At 67.3% G+C, this 25292-nt stretch carries 17 protein-coding genes and 5 pseudogenes; 11 read left to right on the top strand and 11 right to left on the bottom strand.

Features of this window, described 5'->3' with window-relative positions:
• Window positions 1-29 precede the first annotated feature (29 nt).
• The 6 genes and pseudogenes from GGR47_RS14115 to GGR47_RS14090 all read right to left on the bottom strand — a co-directional run.
• Complete coding sequence (locus tag GGR47_RS14115) at window positions 30-557, bottom strand: OB-fold-containig protein (RefSeq protein WP_246343074.1); 528 nt, start codon at window positions 555-557, stop codon at window positions 30-32.
• A 703-nt stretch (window positions 558-1260) separates the two neighbouring features.
• Window positions 1261-1416, bottom strand: a pseudogene (locus GGR47_RS14110) (transposase); the annotation flags it as partial.
• Between the two features lie 152 nt (window positions 1417-1568).
• Window positions 1569-2810, bottom strand: a complete 1242-nt coding sequence (locus tag GGR47_RS14105; protein WP_244305022.1) for a DUF2254 domain-containing protein — start codon at window positions 2808-2810, stop codon at window positions 1569-1571.
• Window positions 2811-2867: 57 nt separating this feature from the next.
• Window positions 2868-4067, bottom strand: coding sequence for a cation:proton antiporter (locus GGR47_RS14100; RefSeq protein ID WP_043060054.1), 1200 nt, complete (start codon window positions 4065-4067; stop codon window positions 2868-2870).
• Between the two features lie 25 nt (window positions 4068-4092).
• Window positions 4093-5651, bottom strand: a pseudogene (locus tag GGR47_RS14095) (DUF389 domain-containing protein).
• Window positions 5648-5950: pseudogene (locus GGR47_RS14090) on the bottom strand (potassium transporter TrkA); the annotation flags it as partial. The pseudogenes GGR47_RS14095 and GGR47_RS14090, both read right to left, overlap by 4 nt.
• A 556-nt stretch (window positions 5951-6506) precedes the next feature.
• Here GGR47_RS14090 and GGR47_RS14085 point away from each other — a divergent pair.
• The 4 genes and pseudogenes from GGR47_RS14085 to GGR47_RS14070 all read left to right on the top strand — a co-directional run bounded on the left by GGR47_RS14085 (window position 6507) and on the right by GGR47_RS14070 (window position 10747).
• Entirely contained in the window at window positions 6507-6713 is a 207-nt protein-coding gene (locus GGR47_RS14085; protein WP_147035939.1) for a TOBE domain-containing protein, read from the top strand.
• A gap of 1 nt (window position 6714) precedes the next feature.
• Window positions 6715-7086 (top strand): winged helix-turn-helix domain-containing protein, encoded by a 372-nt coding sequence (locus GGR47_RS14080; protein WP_147035938.1) that lies wholly within the window; start codon window positions 6715-6717, stop codon window positions 7084-7086.
• Window positions 7087-7188: 102 nt separating this feature from the next.
• Window positions 7189-9591, top strand: coding sequence for a TonB-dependent receptor (locus tag GGR47_RS14075; protein ID WP_147035937.1), 2403 nt, complete (start codon window positions 7189-7191; stop codon window positions 9589-9591).
• Window positions 9592-9724: 133 nt separating this feature from the next.
• Window positions 9725-10747 (top strand): annotated as a pseudogene (locus tag GGR47_RS14070) (IS110 family RNA-guided transposase).
• 650 nt (window positions 10748-11397) lie between these two features.
• Here GGR47_RS14070 and GGR47_RS14065 read toward each other — a convergent pair.
• Together GGR47_RS14065 and GGR47_RS14060 are read right to left on the bottom strand one after the other, a co-directional pair.
• Entirely contained in the window at window positions 11398-12522 is a 1125-nt protein-coding gene (locus GGR47_RS14065) for a metallophosphoesterase (RefSeq protein ID WP_147035936.1), read from the bottom strand.
• Between the two features lie 16 nt (window positions 12523-12538).
• Window positions 12539-13807 (bottom strand): MFS transporter, encoded by a 1269-nt coding sequence (locus GGR47_RS14060; RefSeq protein WP_244305020.1) that lies wholly within the window; start codon window positions 13805-13807, stop codon window positions 12539-12541.
• 283 nt (window positions 13808-14090) lie between these two features.
• Between GGR47_RS14060 and GGR47_RS14055 the strand changes: the two genes are divergently transcribed.
• The 6 genes from GGR47_RS14055 to GGR47_RS14030 all read left to right on the top strand — a co-directional run bounded on the left by GGR47_RS14055 (window position 14091) and on the right by GGR47_RS14030 (window position 20021).
• Complete coding sequence (locus GGR47_RS14055; protein ID WP_147035935.1) at window positions 14091-14603, top strand: RNA polymerase sigma factor; 513 nt, start codon at window positions 14091-14093, stop codon at window positions 14601-14603.
• A gap of 3 nt (window positions 14604-14606) precedes the next feature.
• Complete coding sequence (locus tag GGR47_RS14050) at window positions 14607-15566, top strand: FecR family protein (protein ID WP_147035934.1); 960 nt, start codon at window positions 14607-14609, stop codon at window positions 15564-15566.
• Window positions 15532-17808, top strand: a complete 2277-nt coding sequence (locus GGR47_RS14045; RefSeq protein ID WP_147035933.1) for a TonB-dependent receptor — start codon at window positions 15532-15534, stop codon at window positions 17806-17808. The genes GGR47_RS14050 and GGR47_RS14045 overlap by 35 nt, the downstream gene beginning before the upstream one ends.
• Before the next feature lie 85 nt (window positions 17809-17893).
• Window positions 17894-18460 carry an outer membrane protein gene (locus tag GGR47_RS14040; RefSeq protein ID WP_244305019.1) on the top strand — a complete coding sequence of 189 codons (567 nt, stop codon included), beginning with the start codon at window positions 17894-17896 and terminating at the stop codon, window positions 18458-18460.
• Between the two features lie 121 nt (window positions 18461-18581).
• Entirely contained in the window at window positions 18582-19451 is an 870-nt protein-coding gene (locus GGR47_RS14035) for a hypothetical protein (protein WP_147035931.1), read from the top strand.
• A 51-nt stretch (window positions 19452-19502) separates the two neighbouring features.
• Complete coding sequence (locus tag GGR47_RS14030; protein WP_147035930.1) at window positions 19503-20021, top strand: DUF4189 domain-containing protein; 519 nt, start codon at window positions 19503-19505, stop codon at window positions 20019-20021.
• 117 nt (window positions 20022-20138) lie between these two features.
• Here the strand turns inward: GGR47_RS14030 and GGR47_RS14025 are convergent, their stop codons facing one another.
• The gene (locus GGR47_RS14025) at window positions 20139-21512 is read right to left on the bottom strand and encodes a sensor histidine kinase (RefSeq protein WP_147035929.1); all 1374 of its coding nucleotides are present in this window, start codon (window positions 21510-21512) and stop codon (window positions 20139-20141) included.
• Window positions 21509-22228, bottom strand: a complete 720-nt coding sequence (locus tag GGR47_RS14020; protein WP_147035928.1) for a response regulator — start codon at window positions 22226-22228, stop codon at window positions 21509-21511. The genes GGR47_RS14025 and GGR47_RS14020 overlap by 4 nt, the downstream gene beginning before the upstream one ends.
• 122 nt (window positions 22229-22350) lie before the next feature.
• On the opposite strand from GGR47_RS14020, the gene GGR47_RS14015 reads away from it, so the two are divergent.
• Complete coding sequence (locus GGR47_RS14015; RefSeq protein ID WP_147035927.1) at window positions 22351-24822, top strand: TonB-dependent receptor; 2472 nt, start codon at window positions 22351-22353, stop codon at window positions 24820-24822.
• A 25-nt stretch (window positions 24823-24847) separates the two neighbouring features.
• On the opposite strand, the pseudogene GGR47_RS14010 reads toward GGR47_RS14015, so the two are convergent.
• Window positions 24848-25183, bottom strand: a pseudogene (locus GGR47_RS14010) (DUF2252 family protein); the annotation flags it as partial.
• Window positions 25184-25292: the final 109 nt, after the last annotated feature.

Here is a 25292-nt window from a genome sequence, read left to right as displayed (position 1 = left end):
TGTTTCCCCCCTTTTAGTCGTCACATGTATCAGATCGATCGAAGAAAAGAATCTTCTTCGGCCAGGGCGAAAAATATCTGCCCCTCACGGCGGACTAGCAACGCGCGCTCACCCGTCCCAATGACGGCCGTATCGTCGTGCGGCTCAACCATGATGATATGGGCCTGTCCGTGCTGGTCGACGACTTTGGCCCGGGCAGGGGCCCCGCGCCGCGCGGCGCCTTCCAGAATGGTGCTACGCCGTCTCAACAGATCGTCCGTCGAGATCACGCTGCTTTCAAAGCCCGGCATGATCCGGGCAAGGCCATGAGCAGCGCCGATGTTGAGGAGGACACCGCCGATCAGCGCACCGATACAAGCCAGCGGCCATGGCATCGGTGCACCGGAAAAAGAGGAAGCCCCCTGCTGAATGGCAACCCCGGTCAGGGTGAAGCATCCAAGTAGAGAGGTCAGCCAGATCAGGACTGGCAATTCGCCGCTCAGTCCCAGCCAGTCTAGCACACCGTGATGTCCATCGACACCGACGTCAGCACTCAGGTCGAGATGGCCAAGCCCCAGCCCGACAGCCTCGATCAGGCCAATTCCGATCATGACGAAGAACGCTATCGCGAACGGTAGATAGGCCGGCGTTAGAAAGTTGGCTAGCATCCGTCGAGACTATCATGATGGCGTACCGATACCACCCGCTACGTGACTGTATTACCCGGCTGCGAATCGCCATCGATGACCTCTGAAGCCGCCAGCTGGCTCCGCTGCTTATCCTTTTTGGGAGAACGAACGGCAGAAGTCGAAAACATCGAACCGGCCTGTGAATGGCCGTTTTGGGGTCCTGCCCTTGGCAGGTGTCGGCCACTAGCGAACATTGCGTAAGCCGTAGTCTGCCAGCGATGATCGATCTTGCCGGGTAAACCTTCCCGGACAACCGGGCGTCAGTCGTATGCACCTACGTTTGTGACGAGTAGCCGGTGCGGCTATTCGTTCAAAAAAGGGATTGTGAAATTCAGTTTTACTGTGATGAGGAAAGCCGCTTCGGGGCCGATGCGTTGGTGTTGGGCTTGGGAGAGGTAAGAAGTCATCTAGACCTGATGCTGGACATCCCGACCGTAAGGCCAAGTTATTATGCGGAGCGGCCCCGCCTTGGTGAGACTTGGACCTCTCATCGGATTGAGAAATAAACGTCAGATGCGACCTGCTCCCCGTTTTAGGCCGTTAATAAAATAGCTTGCTTGTCCTCACGCCCGTGGCTGGGACGGTTCGCGAACTCGGCGGGTGCCATGCCGCCGAACTTCGCCTTCCACGCATAGTAGGTCGCGCTCGACTTCCCGTGCTTGCGGCACAGCTCCATCACCACCGCACCTGCCTGAGCCTCCTTCAGGATGCCGATGATCTGCTCTTCCGAAAACTGCTTCCGCCTCATTCCGTCCGTCCCTTCGAGGGCCGGTCTCTAGTTCCAGATGGATGAAGAAACGGGGGTCACGTCAAAACTAATCCATCCGAAACGGCCGCCCTCAGCGCCGAAGAGCGGCTCGCTCGGGGAACGGACATCGCCGTCGAACGACCGTTTGTGGGTCAACCCTCACCGAAACAGGAAGCATACGCCCGCTCGATTGCCGCCCGGTCCGCGCTGCTCGTCAATGCCGCCTTTGCGCGCTCAACGGCATCCCGCGCCTCGCGTCGGATGAGGGGACGAGCGTCCTCGGCATGCCCGGCTAGCGCACCAAGAGCCTTTTGCAGACGTATGCCGACTTCGATCGTGGCGGCACCGTCGCGTGCGATCGGGCGGCACCAATCGTCGAGCAGGTCGGCGAGGTGGATGGCAGGAACATGCACCCGAGCGGGCAAAAACGACACATCGGCCTGATGATCGACGATCCGCCGCAGGACGCGGGCACCCGCCTCGATCACCGCAATCGCCGTGCCCGGATCGTTGATCGCGGGGGACAGCGCCCGCGACGCGATTTCCGACAGAACGATCAGGCCGAACCGCGGATCATGGTCGAAGGCCCGGTGATGCGACAGGGTGAAGGCCGAGCGGATACGCGCGATACGGTCATCGTCGCACGTACGGGCGACGAGCGCCATGGGCCGTTCGGGTTCCACCAGCTTACCGGGCAGGGCGAGAATGTGGATGTCGGTATCGACGGCCTCGGCGATTTCGCCCAGCAGGGTGATATCGACATGAGTGACCCGTGCGACCGTCTCCGGGCAAATCGCGATCATGCCGCGAGGGGGCGAGCCGTCGGGCCGTGCATCCAGGGCCAACGGCATGGCGATCGTGTCGACCGCGGCCAGCGCCGCGCGCTCCACCCGGTCGATCGTATCCGCGACGCGGCCGAACCGCGCGATATGTTCGATCCAACGCAGCAGCGTGAAGACGATGAACAGGATGACGACGATTGTGCCGAAGAACAGGATCACGCGCCCCGTCTCGCCGTACAGCCCTGTCGATAGCGCGATGATGCCGACGATCGCGAACAGGAAGCTGCCGAGGAAGGTCGCAAGCGTATTCTGCGCGGTGCTGTCGTCGATCAGCAGTTGCACGGCACGCGGGGTGAGCGTGCTCGTCGCGCCCGAGTAGGCCGAGACCATCGCGGTCAGCGAGAAGGTCGTTACGGCGAGCATGCTCGAGGCCAGGATGGTGAGGATGTTGTCGACCGACTTCGAACCGATCTTCGCGGCGAAGTCGTACGATATCGTATGCCCCACCAACGCGCCCGCCAGCGCGAGCGCGCCGCCGAAGGCGCAGACCAGTGCCGCCCTGAACCACATCCTGCGGCTGAGCAGGCGGATAAGCCACTGCCATCGGGTCAACGTCGTCCCCTTCCTTGCGCGTTCAAGCGCCGGGATCGATCCGGGGTTCCGGGTGCGTCACTGGTCCGCGTCGGCCGATCCGGTCAGGCGCCAGCGGCGCAGCAACCACGGCATCGTCAGACCTTGCGCAAAGATCGAGAAGGCGACGATGCCGAACGTGACGACGACGATCTGCCCGCGCTCTGCAACGGTGGCCGGCACCGCCAGCGCCAGCGCCAGCCCGACCGCTCCCCGCAGCCCGCCCCAGACCAGGACATGCTGATAGGTGGCTGGCAATCGCAGCCCCGACCGCGCGAAGGGCAACGCCAGCGGATAGACCGCCGCCGCGCGACCGATCAGCGTCAGGACGATGGCGATGCCAAGCGGGAGCGACACGAGTGCGATGGGCTGGTGCGCCTCATGACTGCCGATCAGCAGGAATAGGCACGAATTGGCGAGGAAGGCGGCATAGGTCCAGAAATCCTGGACATGCTGGCGGCCGGCGACCGAAATCGATCCGCGCGGGCCGAGGTTGCCGACGATCAGCCCGGCTGCCAGCGCGGCGAACACGCCCGAGGCATGGATGTGTTCGGCGAGCAGGAACGATCCCCAAGCGACGACGGTGGTCAGCGTCACCTCGACCAGATGATCCTCGGTGCGGCCCGCGACGGTCAGCACGACGAAGCCGATGACAGCGCCGATGGCAAGGCCGCCCGCCACCGTCCACAACAGGGCGAGCGCGGCGCCAGAGGCGGTCAGCGCCTCGCCGTTCGCGATGCCGATCAGGATCGCGAAGCCGACCGCGGCGACGCCGTCGTTGAGCAGGCTTTCGGACTCCACGACCATGCTCAACCGGGGTTCGGCCCGCATCTCCTTGAATGCGGCGATGACCGACACCGGGTCGGTGGCGGCGATCAGGACGCCGAAGAACGCCGCGCCCAGCACGCTCCAGCCGAGCAGCAGATGCATGCCGCCCGCGACGACGGCGGCGCTGATCGCGACGCCCAGAAAGGCGAGCACGACGGTCAGCGGCATCTCCGTTCGAAAGCGCGACCAGCGCAGTTGCATCGCCGCTTCGAAGATCAGCGGCGGCAGGAAGACGTTGAAGATCAGCTCGCGCGACAACGGCAGGTCGGCACCGACCGGGAAATAGGCAAGGCCGATGCCCGCCAGCACGAGGCCCGCTGTATAAGGCAGGCCGATCCGCCGCGATACCATAGCCACCAGCGAGGCGACGATCAGCATCGTTCCCAATTCGGTCAGTCCGATCTCTGCCATCAATAGTCCTTCGATCGTCTGGGGATCATGGTGCGGGTGTTGCGGCGGGCGTCAGGGCGAACCGGCGACCCGCAGCCGGTGCAGGGGTTGCGGCTACGCCCTGCTGGCGCAATGCGGCGGCGATCGACAATGCCCGCCGCGTATCGAGATTCGGATTGGCGGGCGGTGCGCCGGCAGGCAGACCCGGCACGGCCAGGGTCGATACGTTCCAGCGTCGCGCCGCCCAAGCCGAAGTCGCGACGGCGTCACCGGCGTCGGCGTCGAGCGTGTCGGAGCCGTCGGCGAAGACGATCTCCGGCAACGGCCCCTGCGGCGGCACGATCGCCACGTCCCAATCTTCGCTCTGCTGCGCGGCGCGGCGCTCCAGCATGCGATAGGTCGCGACGGTGGCGCCGGGTAGCGGGGCGGCGGGTGCGATGGCGCGATGGTGGTCCCGGTCGATCGTCACTGCATCGGGCGCGACGCCGGTGATGAGCGCGATACTGTTTGCCAGATCGGTAACATGCTGCGCCGCCGTGTTGGTCGCTTCCCCCGCCTGGCGCAGCTCTTCGCGCTGGGCGGCGAGCGCGTCGGCGCCTGCGCCGAGCAGGATCTGGTCGAGGTTCAGCCGCACCGGCCGGGCCAGTTGCTGTGCCAGCGCGGCCTGGATCGCGCGCGTCTTCTGCATCGAACGGCGCGGCGTGATGACGACCGCACGCACCACGATGGGCCGGGCGGTGAAATCGATGTCGAGTTGCGTCACGCGGGCGTCCGCGCCGAACCGGTCGGACAGCAGTGACCGCGTCTGCGCGGGGCGAGTGCTTCCCGTCCGATCCGGTTGAGCGAGATGCCGAGCGGGATCGCCATGACGATGAAGACCAATGTCAGCAGACCGGTCTGCACCCAGCTCTGCCGTCGGGACAGATGATGGCCGAACCCGTAGAAGCGCGCCATCACCGTGGCAGACAGGGCGATGGTGATGAAGTTGGTGGCGAACAGCGCGAAGGCGCCCATGCCGACCGGTGCATTGCGGGTCGCGATGCCGTAGCCGACCACCGCGAGTGGCGGCATCAATGCGGTCGCGATGGCCACGCCGACGATCGTGTCGCCACGCCCGCGGATGATCGCGAAGGTGCCGGCGAGCGCCGCGAACAGCGCGACCGCCAGGTCGAAGAGGTTGGGCCGCGTCCGCGCGACGATTTCGGCGGTCGGCGCCTGTAGCGGCGATACGAGCACCAGCAGGGCGGTGAAGGCGATCGCCGCGACCGACCCGATCACCAGCGCCTTCAGCGATCGCCGTAACTCACGAAAGTCGAACAGCGCCAGGCTGAAGCCGAAGCCCAGGATCGGGTTCATCAGCGGCGAAATCAGCATCGCGCCGATCACCACCGCCGGCGACGACAGCAGCAGTCCCAGCACCGCGATCCCTGCCGACATCATCGTCATGAAGGCGAAGCGCGGGCTCCATCCACTTTCCTCGATGACGCGCGCCAGCACCGCCTCGTGATCGACGCGCCCGACCACGGAGCGCCGCCACCAGCGGTAGAGCGCGATCCGGCCGAGGCGCCCGGCGGGGTCGGGGCGATCCGATGCGGCGACGGTCATGACAGGCGCTCCGTGGGGACGATCTCGACGATTCGGTCGCCGATCTCCAGCCGCTGCGCCTGCGGTTCCCAGAAGCCGATCGCAGTGCCGCCGCGATGCAGGCGAACGCCAAGACCGGTAGTAAGGGTGGCCAGCGGCCGGCCCACTTCCGCCGGTGCGACGTCGCGTTCGTGCAGCGCGACGCGGCCGCCGTGCGCGGCCAGATCGGCGATGTAATCGGCCAGATGCTCGCCATGCGTCGAGCCGGCGAGCAGCAGCCCGGCAAAGCTGGCCGGGTTGATGACCGTCGTCGCGCAGGCCGGCACGATCGAGCCAATGGCCCGCCAGCGCGATCCCGAGCAGCGCGAGGACCAGCCCGACCCTCCACAGCAGCGACAGCCAGACCGGCGTGCGCCGGCGCCGTCGCAACGCACCGGTGGTGGTATCGCCGCGTGTCGAGCGATGGTCGCGTCCGATCATGCAGCCCTTGTGCGCAGACCCGCGCGGCGGCATCGATGCCGTGAGGTGCAAAGGGCAGGTACGGGACGGCGCGCGCGATCGGTCATGTCCGGCCTTCCGTCACGGTCATCGGCGCTGGCGGCCCGACCAGCGCAACATGCCTGCACCCCTGGTAAAGGCGCACCCACGCAGGGCTATCGCAGCCACGGCTCTTTAGGACAAGACAGGTGCGGCATTCGCCGGTGCGGCGGAGTAACAGTCCCGCGGATATCCCGACGCGCGATCCGTCATGCCTCATGGCCACGTGTACCGTCGGCCTTCCTGCCGGCGGATGTGCTCTCGTCCCGTTCTCTGGACGATATAGGCTGGGGCGACCAGTGCGGTTAGAACCGATGGTCATCCAATCGAAGGGTCATCATGAAGCTCAGCGCACGCAACCAGATCTCCGGCACGATCGTCTCGATTGCGCCGGGCGCCGTGAACGGTTCGATCAAGGTCGACATCGGCGGCGGGAATGTCGTCACCGCCAGCATCACCGAAGAAGCCATCGCAGACCTCGGTCTGGCGAAGGGTGACGCCGTCACGGTCATCATCAAGGCCAGCGACGTGATGATCGGCAAATAAGATGAAGCTCGGGCCCCTCTGGCTAAAGATTCAGATCGCCTGCGGCGACGCACTGGCTATGGGGCCGGGCAAGGCCGACCTGCTGGAGGCGATCATCGAACACGGCTCGATCAGCGCGGCCGGGCGGGCGCTTGGCATGAGCTATCGCCGCGCCTGGCTGTTGGTCGACGAAATGAACCGCTGTTTCGATCCGGTCGTGGTCGAGACGATCAAGGGCGGCGGACGCGAACGGGGCGCACGGGTATCGCCGACGGGTCTCGCCGTCCTCGAAGCCTATCGCGACATGGAGCGGGAGGCCTCAGCCATCGCCGACCGCCCGGCCTATGCGCAGCTTCGCCAATATCTGCGGCAGGAGCCGGTAGCGCCCGATTGATCGCTTTGGGCCCAGTAAATCTCTGTATACGGCTGAATACACCATCAATATACGACCGGATATAAAGCGGCGGAAACGGCCGCTCTAAACGGGGTATTGTCGATGTCGAAGCGGCTCGCGGGTCTTCTGTGTGCGACGGTCATGCCGGCGTTTAGCGCACCCGCCTTGGCGCAAACGACCCAGAGCGCGATCGCGAGCACGCGGGTTCGGGGAGGGGGCCTGCCCGACGTCATCGTCACGGCACGCCGCCGGGCGGAGGATGCGCAGCGCGTGCCTGCAGCCTTGTCGGTGGTGGGCGGCGACCTCATCGACCAGAGCTACACGGTCAATACGCAGGGTCTGACGACGCTGATCCCAACGCTGAACTACAGCTCGGCCAACCCGCGCAACACCGCTTTCACCATCCGCGGCCTGGGGTCGAGCGTGGTCGCCGTCAGCCAGGCCAATGACGGGCTGGAGCCGGGCGTCGGCTTCTATGTCGATCAGGTCTATCACGCGCGTCCCGCGACCGCGGCGTTCGACTTTGCCGACATAGAGCAGGTTGAGGAACTGCGCGGACCGCAGGGCACGCTGTTCGGCAAGAACACGACGGCAGGCGCGCTCAATATCACCACGCGCGCGCCGACCTTCACCCGCGAGGGCTTCGCCGAACTGTCCTACGGCGACTACAACTTCGTGCAGGCCAAGGGCTGGGCATCGGGGCCAATCACCGACACCATCGCCTATCGCATCTCGGCCGTCTCGACGCGGCGCGATGGTGTGCTCGACAACGTGCGCACCGGTCGCGCCGCCAACACGATCGGCACGCAGGCGGTGCGGGGGCAACTGCTGTTCAAGCCCGACGACACAATCCAGATGCGCGTCATCACCGACTTCACCAACTTCCAGGCCTATTGCTGCGGGCAGGTGTATCTGCGCACCGGCACCAGCTTGCGCGCCGCCAACCGCCAGTTCGGTGGGCCGAACGGTCTCGCCGCACAGTTCGGCTATGCGCCCCCCAGCACCAATGTATACGACCGCAAGACCGACATCGATGGCCCACTCGGCGTCGACACCAATGAAGGCGGCGTGAGCGCGATCACCGACTGGAACCTGGGTCCAGTGACGCTGACCTCGGTCAGCGCATGGCGCTTCTGGAACTGGGATGCGGAGAACGACCGCGACTATACCGGCTTGCCCGTCCAGCTCTCGCAACACATCCCGTCGCGACAGGACCAGTATAGCCAGGAACTGCGCCTTGCCTCGAACGGCACCGGACCCCTGTCCTATGTCGTCGGCCTCTACGGCTTCCGCCAGCGCCTGACCGGGCAGCCGATCAGCATTTATGGTCCGGCCGCCGCCCGCTATCTGATCGGGACGACCGTCACGACCGGCACGGGCGCAGCCGCCGTGGTAACGCCGGTGCCGTCCAACCTGCTAGACGGTTACGGGCAGGACGGTCGCACGGACTTCCGCAGTCTCAGCTACGCCGCGTTCGGCGAGGTCAATTACCGCGTCTTCGACCGTCTGACCGCGACGGTCGGTTTGCGTTACACGCAGGAAGAAAAGGACGGCTATTACAGCACCACCGTATCGGGCGGCCCGTCGACCACGAACACCGCGCTCATTAACGCCCGCCTCGGTGTGTTGCGCCCGCAAAGCTATGAGGCGCATGACAGCGACGGTAGCCTGTCGGGCCGCGGCAACCTGGCGTGGCAGGTCACCGACACGACGATGGCCTATGCGAGCCATGCGCGCGGCTTCAAGTCGGGCGGGATCAACATGTCGGGCCTGCCGCTCGACAGCAACAACCGCCCGGTGCTGGCGACCGCCGTCGTGCGGCCCGAGCGGAACGAGACCTATGAGATCGGCCTGAAGAACACGCTGTTCGACGACCGCCTGATTTTCAACATCGACGGCTTCTACACCAAGGTCCGCGACTTTCAGGCGACCGTCGTCGAGAACTCGCTGACGCAGACGGTGCAGTTGCGCGGCTACCTGTCGAACATCCCGCAGGTGACGGTGAAGGGGATCGAGGCGGACGTGACCGCGCTCATCCTACCGGGGCTGAGCGCACGCACCAGCTTCGCCTATTCGGACGGGAAATATACCGACTATCCCGCCGGCCCATGTCCGCTGGAGGTGCAGACCGCTTCCACCACGCGGTGCAGCCTCACCGGCCGTCGCCTCGCGTCGCTACCGCGCTTCGCGATCACCGCGGGGCTGGATTATCAGCGACCGGTGGGTGACGGACAGGTCTTCGTCCATATCGATACCGCCTCCCGCAGCGGCTTCAACGGCGACCCCAGCCTGTCGCGCTTCACCTATATCCGCGGCTACAACCTGACCAACGCAAACATCGGCTACCGCTTCGCCGATGGGCTGGAACTGATCGTCTGGGCACGCAACCTGCTCGACGCCGATTACATCCAGAACCTGACGATCCAGGCGGGCAATTCGGGCCTAATCGTCGGAACACCGAGCGATCCGCGCACAGCCGGCGGGACGATCCGCTTCCGGATGTAAGTTTTGCCGGGCTGGTGATTGAACGGCTGAGGTTCGAGATCCGGAAGCAGGTCGCGAACGTTTGAATGTGATGGCGTGGACGGCTCTCCAACCCTCCAGCAGGATAACCTGCGGAGAGTCGGAAGGATTCACAATGGGCAGCGTCATTACGATAGGTCTAGATCTCGCGAAGAACGTGTTTCAGGTGCATGGCGTCGATGCGTAGGGCGTGGCGGTGATCCGCCAGCGGCTGACGCGCGGGCGCATGCTGAGGTTCTTCGCCAAGCTACCGCCGTGTCTGGTCGGGATCGAGGCGTGTGCGACCTGGCATTACTGGGCACGCGAGCTGGTAGGGCTCGGGCATGACGTGAAGCTGATGCCGGCGCAGTATGTGAAGCCGTACGTCAAGCGGGGCAAGAACGACGCGGCCGATGCGGAGGCGATCTGTGAGGCGGTGACCCGGCCGACGATGCGCTTCGTCGGCATCAAGTCGCCCGAGCAGCAGAGCGCGATGATGCTGCATCGTGTTCGCCTGATCCTGAATCGCCAACGGACGCAGCTGTCAAACGCGATGCGGGCGCACCTGGCCGAGTTCGGAATCGCGGTACCGATCGGCAGGAACGGCCTTGAGCAGCTTCTCGACGTCATCGCCGACCCGACTGACGAGCGGGTGCCGGCCGATGCGCGGTTCTGCCTGGAGATGCTGGCGGCTGAGCTGCGCATCGTAAAGGAGCAGATCCTGGAGAACGACCGCCGCATCCTGGCGAGCGCACGCGAGACCGAGCTTGGCCGTCGGCTGATGGAGATACCCGGCGTGGGGCCGCTGCTCGCCAGCGCCATCGTTGCCACCGTTCCCGATCCTGCGATCTTCCGCTCAGGTCGCAACCTCGCCGCGTGGATCGGCCTGGTGCCGCGGCAAAACTCAAGCGGCGGCAAGGAGCGGCTCGGTGGCATCACCAAGGCCGGGCATCAGTACCTGCGCCAGATGCTGATCGTCGGCGCCATGGCGGTCGTGCGCTTTGCCGAACGTAACGGGGCCAAGCGGCTGTGGCCTGTTCAGCTGCTGGCCCGCCGCAAGGCCAAGGTCGCCGCGGTTGCGCTCGCCAACAAGAACGCGCGCATGATTTGGGCGATGATGGCCAGCGGTGAGCGGTATCGTGAGCCGCTAGCGGCATAAGGAACACGGCGCGGGCGACCGCGCCTGACGAGGTTGGAAAGGGCGATCAGGAGCTAATGCAACAAGCCGGTTGAACCGCCGGATCGGGAAAACCCACAATGACCCAAGCGCATCAAGCGCGTGAATGTGATCGGGACTCGAGACGCGCGAATGGCATTACAGCCAGCGGCACCATGCGCCGCACTAACAGGTCGGACACATGGCCGCACCAACCAGCAATGCTAGGCGAAAGTCGTACTTGCCAACGGAGGGCCGTCCACACATGGGTCGTCATGACTGAAGAGCAGGGTAGCCGCTTACGCTCAATGCCGGACAATCCTCAAGGGGAAGTGGTCTGGGTCAGCTAACGTCTGCGATGCAAACGAATAGTAGAGAAAGGGCACCTACCAGCCCGCGATGAATGACGGCAATTATATTCCCTCTGGGTGATGCCGCTCGGACACCAAATCAGTCTCTGCCTCGGTCGATTAGTTGAGGAAGCAACTGGCCCCGTGGGCCAGTTGTATGGTCAGAACGAGGGAATGATGACAAAATATTCAAAAATACAGTGGCTTATGAGGCGGGCGCGCTTCCTTCTCTCTGCGCCGTTACTTCCTGATATCGTCGTCGACTGACGACCGCATTGTGCGGCGGGTGGGCGTTGAGCCGTGTCATTCCGGTGGTCCGCCGTTCTTGTTCGGGCCCAGCTGCAATCCGTCGATGCCGGCGATCGGCCAGGCGCCGATGGCGTGGGCGTCGGTGCCGAGGCCTGCGTGGAGACGGCGTTTGGGGATATCCTGTTCGCCGCGGACGAGGACGTCGATCCGGTCGTGCGCGTCGCCGCAGGTCACGGTGACGGCATGCGCGCCGGCCTGTTCAACTGAAACGGTCGCCTGCCATAGTCCGTCGTCGGCGCGATGCATGGGGGCGGGGGCACCGTCGTCGATGCGCACCTCGACCGTCGCATCCGCCGCCGCACCAAGAAGGCGCGCGACGATGGTGACGGCGCCGGGGCGCGGCACCTGATGCGGATCGGCGGGGCGCGTTACCAGACGGGCGTCGCATGGGCTGACGATCTGGACATGCGGCCAGGCGGCGTCGAGACGACGGAAGCGCCAGCTGGGCACGCGGCCATGGACGCAGACGATCGCAAAGCCGACGCGGCCGGCGTCTTCCTCGATCTGCGCGGTCGAACGCGTCGCGCCGTAGATGACGCGGCCGTCGTTCAGCAGTTCGTTGTAATGCGTGTGGCCGGTATCGACGAAGGCGACGCGCGCGTCGGCGAAGGTGCGGGCGATGCTATCGCCATCGGCCGCGAGGTCGCCCGGATAGGCGTGCATGAACACCAGCGGCACCTGATCGGCCGCCTCGGCCCGCGCGAGCTCTTCGGCCAGCCGGTTGCGGTGGTGCATGGTCACGCGGAAGTCGGGGCCGCCTGCCCCCGCCGATATGATGTCGAGGAACAGGCAGCGATAGCCCGCGATCGTCTCCGCCTCCGGGCGGTTGGCGGCGGGGATGGCGGCGTCGTAATGGGCAAGATCGCCGGGTTCGAAATCATGGTCGCCCGGAATGATCCGCCACGGCGTCTGGAGCGGGGCCAGCGCGGCCATCATCCGCGCATATTGGTCGGGCGTGCCGTGGTTGGCGTTGTCACCGGGGACGAAGACGAAGTCGATCCCCTCGACGACGAGATTGATCTGATCGACGATGGCCTCCAGCCGGCCGAGGCCCTGCCAGTCGTCGGCCTCGTCAAGGTGCAGGTCGCCGATATGCGCCCAGCAGATTGAAGTGCCCATCGGATCGTCCTTTCGCCTAGTCCTGATCGGCGCCGGCGCAAGCCGGGCGCAGCGTGGCGGCAAAGCCGATCCACAGCGCAAGGCTGGCGATCGCGAAGCTGCCGAGAATGAAGAAGCAGGCGCGATAGCCGAAGGCCTGCGCAATCCACCCGCCGATCGCGGGCGACAGGCTGGCGCCGACGCCCTGCACGGTCATCACCGCCCCCTGGCCGACGTTGACGCGCCCCGTGCCTTTGAGAAGGCAGGCGACGAGGCCCGGCACCGCCACGCTCTGCAGCCCCGCGCCGATGCCGTCGAGCGCCTGCACGGGCCAGACGCCCCAATGCTGGATGATCGTGCCCGCGAGGAACCCGCGGAGCGGCAGCGCCGCAAACGAAATCAGCAGGACGAGCCAATAGCCGCGCCCTGCCGCGACCTTCATCGCGACGATGCTGGCGGCAATCATCACCGCCTGCGCGACGACGACCGTGGTCGCGGTAAACAGCGCCGGATTGCCCTGGCCCGCGCCGACGACCGCCAGCGTATACAGCGGTAGCATCCCGCCGTTGCCGAGGTGGAAGCAGGCGAGCGCCAGCGCCAGGATCAGCATCGGCTTGTTGCGCATCAGCACCTTGAAGCCTTCGGCCTTGCCGCCGTCCTGCCCTTCGTCGCCCTTTTCCAGGCCACGTGCCGCCTGATGGTCGATCGCCCGTTCGGGGATCGAGAGGACGGAGATGATCGCGAGCACGCCAAAGGCGGCCGACAGATAGAAGATGGCGGGCATGCCAAACTTCCATCCCAGCCACCCCGACAGGCCGGCGCCGATCATATTGCCGGCGTGGTTGAAGGCCTGGTTGCGGCCGTTCTGCGCGTTGAAGCCCTTCTGCCGGACGACGCCCAGCGTCATCCCCGCCACCGCCGGGCCGATCGCGGCGCCGGCGATCGCGGTCGCCACCTGGCTGACCGTCACCACCGCCCAGGCCTGCGACCACAGGATCAGGAAGGACGCGAGCACGGTACAGATGCCGGTGACGACGACGACCAGCCGCTTCTTCGTCGTGTGATCGATGAACGCGCCCGCCGGCGCGGTGAACAGCATGCCGGCGACACCGCCAGCGGTCATGACGGTGCCGATCGGCCCGGACTGCCAGCCACGCTGTTGCAGGAAGACGCCGAGGAACGGGCCGATGCCCGCCTGCATGTCCGCCATGAAGAAATTGAGGGCCGCCAGCGCGCCCGTCGCCCGTTTGCGATCGGCTTTGCCGTCAGTGGAGGGCGTCGTGATCGTACCTGCCGTCGTTGCCATCGCCGCCTCCAGATCGTGGGGCCCCAACACAGCAACACTTTGAAATATCCGTGTCGGACATGATTTCGATCAAATAAGAATGGCCGCAGCAGGGGCGGTGGTACGAGCCGCGGTATGCCGCGCTGTCATGATCCCATCGGCTGTCGCGGTGCCGCGTGGAGCGGTCCGCCACCGAGCCACAGGGTTGCATAGCGTCGCCGGTGCGGCGATGAACGGCGCCATTGCTGCGGATCACGGTGGTCCATGCCCGTCGCGGCACAATCGCAACGAAGATGGTATCGGCTTGCTTCGCAGTTCCGGGCTACTCCACGTCTATACGTCGCTTCGGCCCGAGGTGCTGCGTTTCCTGACGGCTCGCCTGGGCGAACCGGCGCTGGCGGAGGACGCGATGCAGGAGTTGTGGTTGCGACTGGAGAGTGGCGCGACCGGCCCCATCGCCAATCCCCGCGCCTATCTGTACCGCGCAGCCCAGAACGTCGCGCTCGACATGATCCGCACACGGCGGCGGCGCGTCGTGCGCGATGATGCGTGGGCGGTCGAGCGAGGCGGGGCGGGCGACGAGCCGGTGGACCCGACCCCCGGCGCGGACCAGCAGATCGTCGAGCGGGAAGAGACGGCGCGGCTCGCCGCGGCGATCGCTGCGCTACCCGAGGCGGCGGGGCGGGCCTTTCGGATGCATAAGTTCGACGGGCTGAGCCATGCGGAGATCGCCGCGCGGCTGGGAATCAGCCGGAGCGGAGTCGAAAAACACATTGCGGTGGCGATGGTGCATTTGCGCCGCGCCCTGAAGGACTGAGGAATGGTGGACGGGCGGCGTCTGGACGACATGAGCGCGGACATCGACGAAGCGGCGGCGCGTTGGCATCTGGCGCAGGCCGATGACGATATGGACTGGGCGGCCTTCACCGACTGGCTGGAGGCCGATCCGCGCCATCGCGATGCCTATGACGCCATGGCCCTGCTCGACGATCGTATCGACGCGGCGGGGCCGGCGCTGCATCCTCGATCCGCCGATCCGATACCTGAGCGGCGTAGTCCGCGCTGGGGTGCCTGGAGCGCGATCGCCGCCGTCGTCATCGCGGCGGTGCTGGGCCTGCTGTATCAGGGGCGACGAACCGGCGAACCGGCAATCATCGCCTATCGCAGCGGTCCCGGACAGGTGCGGACGATCCATCTGGCCGATGGGTCGCGCGCCATCTTGGCGCCCGGCAGCGTGCTTCGCGTACCGGCATCGCGCGACCAGGCGCTGACGCTGGTCGGAGCCGCGTTTTTCGATGTGCGCCACGATGCCGGCCGACCGCTGACCGTCCAAGCCGGCCGCTACACGATCCGCGACGTCGGCACGCGGTTCGATATCGCGATGGGCGAGGGAATGGTGCGGGTCGCGGTCGCGGAGGGAGAGGTGGCGGTCTCGTCGCCCGACCGCGGCGAGGCGACGGCGGTGGTGGCGGGCCGCGCGCTGACGATCCGGGGTCAGGATCGCGGCGTGCTACGATCGATCGACATAAGCACGGTCGGCGGATGGCGGAGCGGGCCGCTGGTGTATGACGACGTCCCGCTGGGCCTCGTCGTCGCGGATATCGCGCGGGCGAGCGGAACGGCGGTGACGGTCGATCACGCCGTGGCGGAGCGCCGCTTTTCGGGGATGATCGCGCAAGGCGACGGGCGGAGGATGGCCCAGTCTCTCGCTGCGCTGACCGGGCTGGCACTGCGGGTGGACGGTGATGCGATACATCTGGCCGATCGCACCCCTCGTTAGCCTCGCCGCAGTGCCGGTAGCGGCGGAGAGTGGACGCTATCGCCTCGATATCGACGCGCGTGATCTGACCGCCGCGCTGGCGCAGCTGTCGGCGCAGGCGCATATCTCGATCGCGCGGGATGGCGCCTTGCCACGGCTGGCGCCGGTGCGGTTACGCGGCAGGATGACCGCAGAGGACGCGTTGGCGCGGTTGCTCGATCCGCTCGGGTGGGAAGCAGTGCGCGTCGCGCCGCAGGCCTATCGCTTGCGCCCCCGCGCGGTGCCGGTCGTCACGGCGCCCGTCGAGGAACCGCCGCCGCCCGACATCGTCGTCACCGGCCGCAAGCGCGACGAGGTCATGTCCACCATTCCGGCCCCGGTCGCGATCCTGCGCCCGGGCATGGTGGGGGGCGGAGCGATCGGCACGACGCGAGACGTCGCGCGGGCGGTGGACGGCCTGACGCTGACCGGGGCGGGGCCGGGCGCGGACCGGCTGTTCCTGCGCGGTATCGCCGACAGCGTCTTCAACGGCTTCAGCCAGTCGCCGGTCAGCGTCCAGCTCGACGATGTGCGTATCGCCTTCGATGGCGCCGATCCCGCCCTGCGGCTGGTCGATGTCGCGCGCGTCGAGATACTGAAGGGGCCGCAGGGGCCCTTATATGGGACGGGCGCGCTGGGCGGCGTGTATCGGATCGTCACGAACCGGCCGGTGCTGGATCGGGTGGAGGCGGATATGGGCGTCGGCCTATCCGGAGTCGCGGGCGGCGGCATCGGGCCGTCCGGACAAGGCGTCGTCAACATGCCGCTGATCCACGATCGGCTGGGGCTGCGCATCGTCGGCTATGGCGCGGTCGATCCCGGCTGGATCTACGATGACGATGGTCGCCGCAATCTCAACCGGACGTTGACGCGCGGCGCGCGGATCGCGCTTCGCGTGGCGCCCGTCGGGTCGTGGTTGATCGACGCCAGCGCGGTGCGGCAGGCGATTGATGGCCGCGATACGTCCTATGTCGATCGCGCCGACGCCTATCGCCGCAGCGTGCCGACCGCGGAGCCGTATCAGGCGCGCCTGTCGCATTATCAGGGATCCATCACGGGTCCGATCGGGGCGCTGCGGCTGACCGTCGCGACCGGGCTGACGACGCAGAGCCAAAGCCAGCGCTACGACGGTGGTGTCCTCACCCCCGGTGTGCCCATCGCCATCTACAACGATCGGATGCTGCGCGTGGTGGACCAGGAAATCCGCGTCAATTCGGCGGAGGGCGGGGGGCTCGTCTGGGTGGCGGGTGCCGCGTTCCTGTCGACGCGGACCGAGGGCGATCTGGTCGGCCTGGCGCGCAACGGGATCGTCACGCGTCGCGGGGCCGCCAGTCGCGCGGTGACGGAGGCGGCGGTGTTCGCCGACGGGTCGGCGGCGCTGACGGCGCATTGGCGATTGGGGCTTGGCCTGCGGGTCTTTGGCGCGGGAACACGCAACGACAGCTTCGGGATCGATCGCGCGGTCGGCCGCGCGCCGGCTGAGATTGGGCTGACGCCCAACGTCTCTTTATCCTACACCCCCGATCCGGGCCGGATCGTCTATGCCCGCATCGCCACGGCCTATCGCCCGGGCGGATTGAATACCGACGACGGCGTTACGCGGCGCTACGCGTCCGATCGGGTGCGCGCGATCGACCTCGGCGGCCGGATGCGACTGCTCGGCGGGCGGCTGGGCATCGACGGCAATCTGTTCCTCACCCGGTGGAGCGATATCCAGTCCGACTATCGGCGGCCCGAAGGCTGGATCGGCACGCGCAACGCGGGGCACGCCAGCATCGTCGGCTTGGACGCGAGCATCGACTGGCAGGCCACAGAAGAAGGCTGGCGGATCGCGGCGGGTGGGGTGGCGCAGCGCCCGCGGCGTCGCGATGGGCCCTCACGCTATTTGCCGCTGGTCCCCGATCTGTCGGCGCGGCTGGCGGTGTCTCGGGCGCAAACGCTGGGCGGATGGCAGGTCGTGCCGCGTCTAACCGCCGAACTGACCGGCGCCACGCATCTGGGGCTGGATGGCCCCGACGATCGGCGGATGCCGGCCCGCGTCATCGGGCGGTTCGGTGTGGTCGGCCAGTCCCATCAGCTGAAGCTGGCGCTCGACGTCGACAACTTGACCGGGGTGCGCGCCGATACGCTGGCTTTCGGCAATCCTTTCGCTGCGACGACCGCCCGCTATTACACGCCGTATCGTCCGCGCACCCTGACCCTTTCGGCCACCCGGCGCTTCTAGAAAAAAGTTCGCGGCCCGGACTGCGGTTCCTTCGTGTCAGCACGTCGATGCGATCGTGCGAGACGATCAACACGAAGGAATGACGATGCGATGGACTGCCGCCCTTTCGATTCTGGCCCTGATCGGCGCGATGCCTGCCGCCGCGCAGGATCGCGTGGCCCGACCTTTCGAGGGGGGCAGCGTCACGTTGATCGTCGGCGTCGACGGCGCTAACCGCTTCAGCGACTGGAGTGCCGGCGCGACCTATGGCGGGCAGATCGGCTATGACTGGCAGCGGAACGGTCTGGTCGTCGGCGTTGAGGGCGAATTGACCGGCTCGTCGAACCGCCAGTGCAGCGTCCGCTATTCGACGAGCGGCAGCAATAGCAGCCTGTGCGTGACGACGGGGCGGGACGCTTATGTCGGGGGCCGTATCGGAACGCCGATCGGCGATGCGACGCTGCTGTATGGCAAGGCGGGTTATACCAATGTCGAGCAGACGTTCGCCGCGCGCCAGACGATCAGCGGTACGGTCGACGGGTTTCGTCTTGGCGCAGGGATCGAGCATCACGTCAGCGATCGCGCGACGCTGAAGGCCGAATATCGCTACGCCAACTACGCTGGCAGCTACGACCGGCATCAGGCGGTGGTCGGCCTCGGCCTCCGGTTCTGATCCCGTTCCGTCCGGCGCGCGGACGCGCCGCGCAGGACCCGACATTGCGGGTTGATCTGCATCAATCCGTCCTATACGGGCAACACAGCCATTTGGTCCATTCCTGACGCAGGAGATCCCAATGCGGTTCATTCCCATCGCGCTCGTTCTGGCCGCAACGGCCTCCACTGCCTGGGCGGATCGGCCCGGTGAGGATCATCCGCTGTTGCCGCGTTATGCCGGTGCCGCGATCAAGAACTACCGGCCGCCGGCGGAGGATCAGGTGGTCCTGCCGATCGCCCGCATCGACGATGCGACGACGACGCGGGCTGTGCGGACGCTCGAGGGGCGGGTTACGCATATCGACTATGCGACGCCCACGGCGGTTCCGACGCTGGCGGTGGGCCGCTATTACACCGGGCTGTTACAGCGTGCCGGCTATCGCACCGTGTTCGACTGCACGGGCACAGTGGCGTGCGGCAAGGACATGGGGCGGCTGATCTTCCTGACCGATCGCGTCGCGCCGGACGGGTTCGCCGATGGGCTGTTCGGCAACCGGATGCGCGTGATCGTCGCGCAGCGCGGGGACGATTGGGTGATGCTCCATCTGTTCGAAGGGCCGGACCGCACGACGATTTACGAAGTGACGGTTGACAAGAGCGCGGCCGGGGCAGCCACGGGCGAGGCGACCGCGTCCGCCGCCGGCGGGACGGGACCCAAGGTCCACACCTCCAAGGCGCGCGACGTCACCGACTGTTCCAAGACGGTCAACGGCGGCATGAAGGCGGCCTATGGCATGGCGCTGGGCGGGCTGCTCGGCAGCAAGATCGGCGGCGGCGGGCAGGGGGCCGTGGCCGCCAGCGCCGCCGGTGGCGCCGTGGGGGCCGAACTGGACAAACAGCATCGCTGCGGCCCCGGCGCCCAGATCGAAAGCAACGCCGCCACCGACACGCCGCCCGAGAAGCCGAAGAAGCGGAGCCTCGGCGGCCTGCGCAACGCGCTGGGGCTGTAGCACATGCTGGCTCGATCCCGTGCGCGGCGCCGCGCTGTGCTTTGGGGGACGATGGCCTTGGCGGTGCCGGCGATCGCCCTCGGTCTGTCGCGGATATCGCGGGTCGACGCGCAGGTGCGGCCGCCCTTCATCTGCAACGGTGTCCCCCAAGGCAGCCCGAACTGCGGACCGCCCGTGCCGCGCCTGCAAGGCTTCCACCGGATCGACCGCGCGTTCGGCGCCATCGCCTATGACAAGGGCAAGGGCGTTTGGTTCGGCAGCTATCAATATCCCTCGAAGCGCGAGGCGCAGGACGGGGTGCTGGCCAATTGTCGGCAGAATGGCGGGACGGCGTGTCAGCTGATGCTGTCCTACACCAACCAATGCGCGGCGGTCGCCCGCGCCGTGGAGGGCGGGCGGCCGGTGGTGGGGCATGACAGCGTCGATACCGGCAGCACGCAGGACGAAGCGATCGCCCATGTTCGCCATTCGTGCGAAAGCGACTGGAATACGAAGCAATGCACGGTCCAGCTGGTCAATTGCAGCCACCACAATGTCGTCAAATGGTCCGAGTGGGTCTACGACGATTGAGCGTGGGAGCGTGACGGTTGCAGGCTGGGGCCGTCGGGCGGGCGCTAGGAACGTCTGATGCCCCGCATGGCCTCGTCTCTCGCCGCGATCGGAGTGTCGAGCAGGCGGCGGCGCCGCTCAGGCGCACGGCAGTCGCAGTGTCGCTATCGTGCCGCCGTCGGGGCCCTCGCCCAGGGTGAAGGTGCCGCGGTGCTGCGCGGCGAAGTCATGGACGATGCTGAGGCCGAGGCCCGCCCCGCCCGTGCCACGATTGCGCGAGGCCTCGCCGCGTTCGAAGGGCAGCAGCAGGCGCTCGCGATCCGCGGCGGGAATGCCGGGGCCCGTGTCCGTGACCGACACGAGCACGGTGGCGCCATCCTGCCGCACCGCGACGTCGCCCCCGCCCGCATAATCGGCCGCGTTGCGCACCAGATTTTCGACCGCGCGGCGAAAGGCCGGTTCGGGTAGCCGCACCCACGCATCCTCACCGGGCAGCAGGCGGATGCTGGCCCCGGCGTCATGCGCATCCGCGACGATCGCGGCGACCAGCGAGCGCACCTCGACGATCGCGGCGGGGGCGGCGGCGTCGCGGGCGAAGGCCAGCACCTCGCCGATCATTGCCTGCATGCGGTCGACATCCGCGACCATGCGCGATCGCTGCGGCTCGGGCGCGGTCTCGACACGCAGGCGCAGGCCCGTGAGGGGTGTCCGCAGGTCGTGCGCGATCGCGGTCAGTATCCGTGCGCGCTCGGCCGCTTCGATGGCAAGCCGGTTGCGCATCGAGGCGATCGCCGCCGCCGCCTCACGCAACTCGCGCGGGCCGCCGGACAGGCTTGCGACCGTATCGTCGCGATCGATCGCACGGGCCAATATCCGGAACGGGCGGGTCATTCGCCGGGCGAAAATCCAGGCGAGGGGGGCGAGCAGCAGCAGGCTGACGCCCAACGCAATCAGGATGTTCCGCTGCCAGCCACCCAGCAGCGGCTGCGTTGCCGATACGGTCAGCCAGCGTCCGTCGGGCTGGCGCACGCTCGCCGCGAAGGCCGTCATCGGCACGCCGATCAGCGCGGCTCGGATCGCTCCGCCGGCCGCCTCGGGCCTCACCATGTCGAACCGCGTGCCGCCCCGCCGCAGCAGGACGATGGACGGCGGTATCGTCGTCGCCCCGGGCGGGGGAATATGGGTGACGGTCGTGCGCTGGACCATGATGTTCGACCGGCGCGTCCCATCGGGCCAGGTTACCCGGATATCGCCCGGCGATCGGTCGAGTGCGCCGGCGATCAGCCCTTCCAGCATCGGCACGCGCGTGCCCGATGGCGGATCGGTACGCCAGCGTCGGTTGAAGCCGGGCATCGGTTGGCGCAAGGCGGCGACCGCCTCGGCCGCGCTGAACCGCGGTGCGGGCGGTTGCGGCGCCAGGATGACGATCGCCGCGGTCGTCGCGACGCTCAACGTCGCCACGGCGACGCCGAACCCGCCGATCGCGACGAGCGCGCTGGGCGGTCGCCTCATGCCGGCCGCACCGCAGGCAGAAAGCGGTAGCCGACGCCGCGTACCGTTTCGATCAGGGGTGCGGGATCAGCGTCCCCCAGCTTGCGGCGCAAGCGGCTGACCGCAATGTCGATCGCGCGATCGTAGGAGGCCGCATCGAGACCACGGGCTAGATCCAGCAGTGCATCGCGCGTCAGGATGCGGCCGGGACGGCGGACGAAGGCCGCCAGCAAGGCATGCTCGCCCTCGCTGAGCGCCAGCGGGCGTCCGGCCGGATCGCGCAGTCGCCGCTGCTCCATGTCGAGCCACCAGCCGGCGAAGCTGACACCGTCTTTCGTACCGGGATCGGCGCGCTCCGCGCCGGGGCGGCGCAACAGCGCGCGCACCCGCGCCAGCAGCTCGCGCGGTTCGAACGGCTTGGTCAGATAGTCCCACGCGCCCACCTCCAGCCCGACGATCCGGTCGGTGACCGCATCCAGCGCGCTGAGCATGAGGATCGCCGTCCCCGCCGGGGCAAGGCGGCGGCAGAGCGACAGGCCGTCCTCGCCCGGCATCATCACGTCGAGCACGATCAGGTCGACGGGCGCCTGGGCCAGTTCGTGATCGCAGGCCGCGGCATTGCGTGCGGTGCGCACCGCATAGCCGTGGCCGCCCAGAAAGTCGGCGATCGCATCGCGAATGCTGGCGTCGTCATCGACGACGAGGATCGTACTGGGGGCGATGGCCGCGGACTCCATGCCGACCCTTCTAGCAGCGCTGTGTAGCATTTGCGTATCAGCCACGGCTACCGGCGCGCCATCGCCACGCTACCCACCTCCGCTTCCATGTCGATCGAAGACACCAGCGAGGGAGGAACGGTGTGACGGTTCGGCATGGATGGGCGGCGATTTTGCTGACGGGGGGTGCGGCAAGCGGCGTCGCGGCACAGGAGGCGCCGGCACCGCCCGCGCCCGCGCAAGAGGCGAAGCCCGCGGCCAAGGCGGGGCCGCGGATCGAATTTCGCGGTGCGGACGGCAAGCCGCTTCCGCCGGAGATCCAACGGGAGCTGGAGGAACGGTTTCGCAAGAACCCGCCGCCCGGGTTCGGCAAAGCGCCGGCGCACACGCCGGACGATATCGTCGTCGCCGCGCAAAAGCCGCGGGGCGCCGTGGTCGGCAACCTGCCCCCGGAGCGCACGTTCAGCCCAGTCGATCTGCGGGCCTATGGTGCGGACTCAATCGGTGCGCTGCTCGAGGCGCTGGGGCCGCAGGTTACGAGCAACCGCGGGCGCGGCGATGGCACGCCGGTGACGCTGCTCAACGGCCGGCGCATCTCCGACTTTTCGGAAATCGCGCGCCTTCCCACGGAGGCGATCGAGCGGATGGAGGTGTTCCCCGAGGAACTCGCGCTCCAATATGGCTATCGCGCCGACCAGAAGGTCGTGAACATCGTGACCTTCGCAAATTTCCGGTCGCGCGTCGGGCAGCTCGGCTATGTCGCGCCGACCGAGGGCGGCCGGGATAGCACGATCGGCAGTGCCGACTATCTCGCGCTGCGCGGCGATACGCGCGTCAGCCTGGGAGCGACGTACAGTCGCGCGGCGGTGCTGCGCGAGAGCGATAGGGGCATCGTCCAGATCGGTGGCGCATCCGATCTGGGTCGGTTGCGAACGCTGCTGCCCCAGACCAAACAGATCGCGGTCAACGGTCTGGTCAGCGGCCGGATGTCGGGCGATTCGACGGCGACGCTGAACGGCCGTTTCGAATCGAACCAGAGCCACAGCCTGTTGGGACGGGTCGGTGACGAGGTGCTGCGGCGGGATGGCGAGCGGTCGGTCGCGCATCTCGGCACGACGCTCGGCGGCCGCGAAGGGCAGTGGCAATGGACGGTTACCGGCACCTATGATCGCATCGGCAGCATCCTCCGCACCGATGTCCCCAGCGGCCTGGGGCGGCGCGATTCGGCGCGGTTCGTCGATACGCTCGCCGGGGCCGACCTGCTGCTGAACGGTCCGATCGCAGACCTGCCGGCCGGGCCGCTGTCGGCGAGCGTTCAGGCGGGCGTCGCATTCCGGGGGCTCGACAGCCGGTCGTCGATCGGCGGCGTCACGCAGATCGGTGAGCTCGCGCGCAACCGGGGGGCGGCACAGATCGACATCGCTTTGCCGATCCTCAGCCGAAAGCCGGGTTCGCCGTCGCCCTTCGGCACGCTCAGCCTCAACGCCAATGTCGCGCTGGAGCGCCTGTCGGACGTCGGGACGCTGCGGACGTTCGGCTATGGCCTCGCCTGGTCACCCGTGCCTGCGGTCAACGTGATCGCTTCCGCCACGCATGAGGAGGGCGCGCCGACGCTGGAGCAACTCGGTGGCCCCACGCTCGTCACGCCCAACGTCCGGACGTTCGACCTCGTGCGGCGGGAGGTGGCGGACGTCACCCGCGTGTCGGGCGGCAATCCTGCCCTGCGCAGCGACGACCGCCATGTCGTCCGACTGGGAGTCAACATCCGCCCGCTGGCGCGGAAGGACTTGACCCTCAGCGTGGATTATGTCGCGACGCGGATCGATCGCCCCATCGCCGCCTTTCCGATCGTGACGCCCGATATCGAGGCGGCCTTTCCTGGCCGGTTCACCCGCGAAGATCGCGGCCGGCTGACCGGGATCGACGGGCGGCCGCTCAATTTCGCCGAATCCCGCCAACGGCAGTTGCGCTGGGGGATCAATTTCACACGCCCGCTCGGCGCGGTGCCCCCCGGATTCCAGGCGGCCCGGATGCGGGTGTACAGCAGCGAGGCGGAGGCGATGCGGGCGAACCCGGGCGCCATCATGACGCGGGCGGATCCGGGCAGCGCCATGGCGCGCGCCGGGGACAATCTCCGCAGCCGGCTATTCGTCAGCCTGTACCACAATTGGTATCTGCAGGACGCGATCGTGCTGAACGACCGGCTGCCGATGCTCGACCTGCTGGATGGTGGCGCGATCGACCTGCGCGGCGGGCGCCGCCGTCACGAAATCGAGGCACAGGCGGGGGTGTTCAAGCGGGGGCTTGGCGCGCGGGTCACGACGACGTGGCAGAGCGGCACGACATTGCAGGGGGCGGGCGGCGCGGGCGATCTGCGGTTCCAGAGCTTCGCCACGGTGAACGTCAATCTGTTCGCCAATCTCGCCGATCGGTTCGGCGGCAAGACTGCGCCCGCGTGGCTGAAGGGGACGCGCGCCTCGCTGGGTATCATGAACCTGTTCAACACCCGGCCGCAAGTTCGCGACCGGCTGGGCGCGACGCCGCTCAGCTACCAGCCCGCCTATCTCGATCCGCTGGGGCGGACGATCAGCTTGACGCTGCGTAAGACGGTGTAGGGCAAGACGGTGTAGCCACGATCGCCTACGCCGCCAGCGCGTAGCGCCGGCAGTGATCGAGATAGCCTGACTCATGGCTACCGGAGAGCGAGACGACGCTTTCCCACAGCCATGAGGGGGCATCGAGCTGGCCGTGCCGGCCCGATTCGAGCTGGTCGATCCAGTCCGCGCGCGCGGCGGAATCCATCTGGCGGGCGTGCGCCGTGCCGACGACGAAGGCGAGGTGGCGGGCGGCGCGGATCGCCTCGCCGCGGCTGAATTGCTCAACCTCCAGCTTCAGGTCGTGCGGGGTCAGTTCGCGGATGAACAGCGACCGGTCGAGCATCCGGACCGGCATCATCCGCGCGCCGAGATAGGGCGAGAGGTGACGGGCGGGGGACTGTCAGGAATTTTGTGCGGGAGGCCGGTTACCGTCATTAGATGACGAAGCGCTCACCGAAGATTACGGCGAACTGACTTTTGGCCTCACC

Source organism: Sphingomonas aquatilis, from assembly GCF_014196115.1.
GTDB classification, from domain to species: domain Bacteria; phylum Pseudomonadota; class Alphaproteobacteria; order Sphingomonadales; family Sphingomonadaceae; genus Sphingomonas; species Sphingomonas aquatilis.
This window is presented reverse-complemented; position numbering and strand designations above follow the sequence as displayed.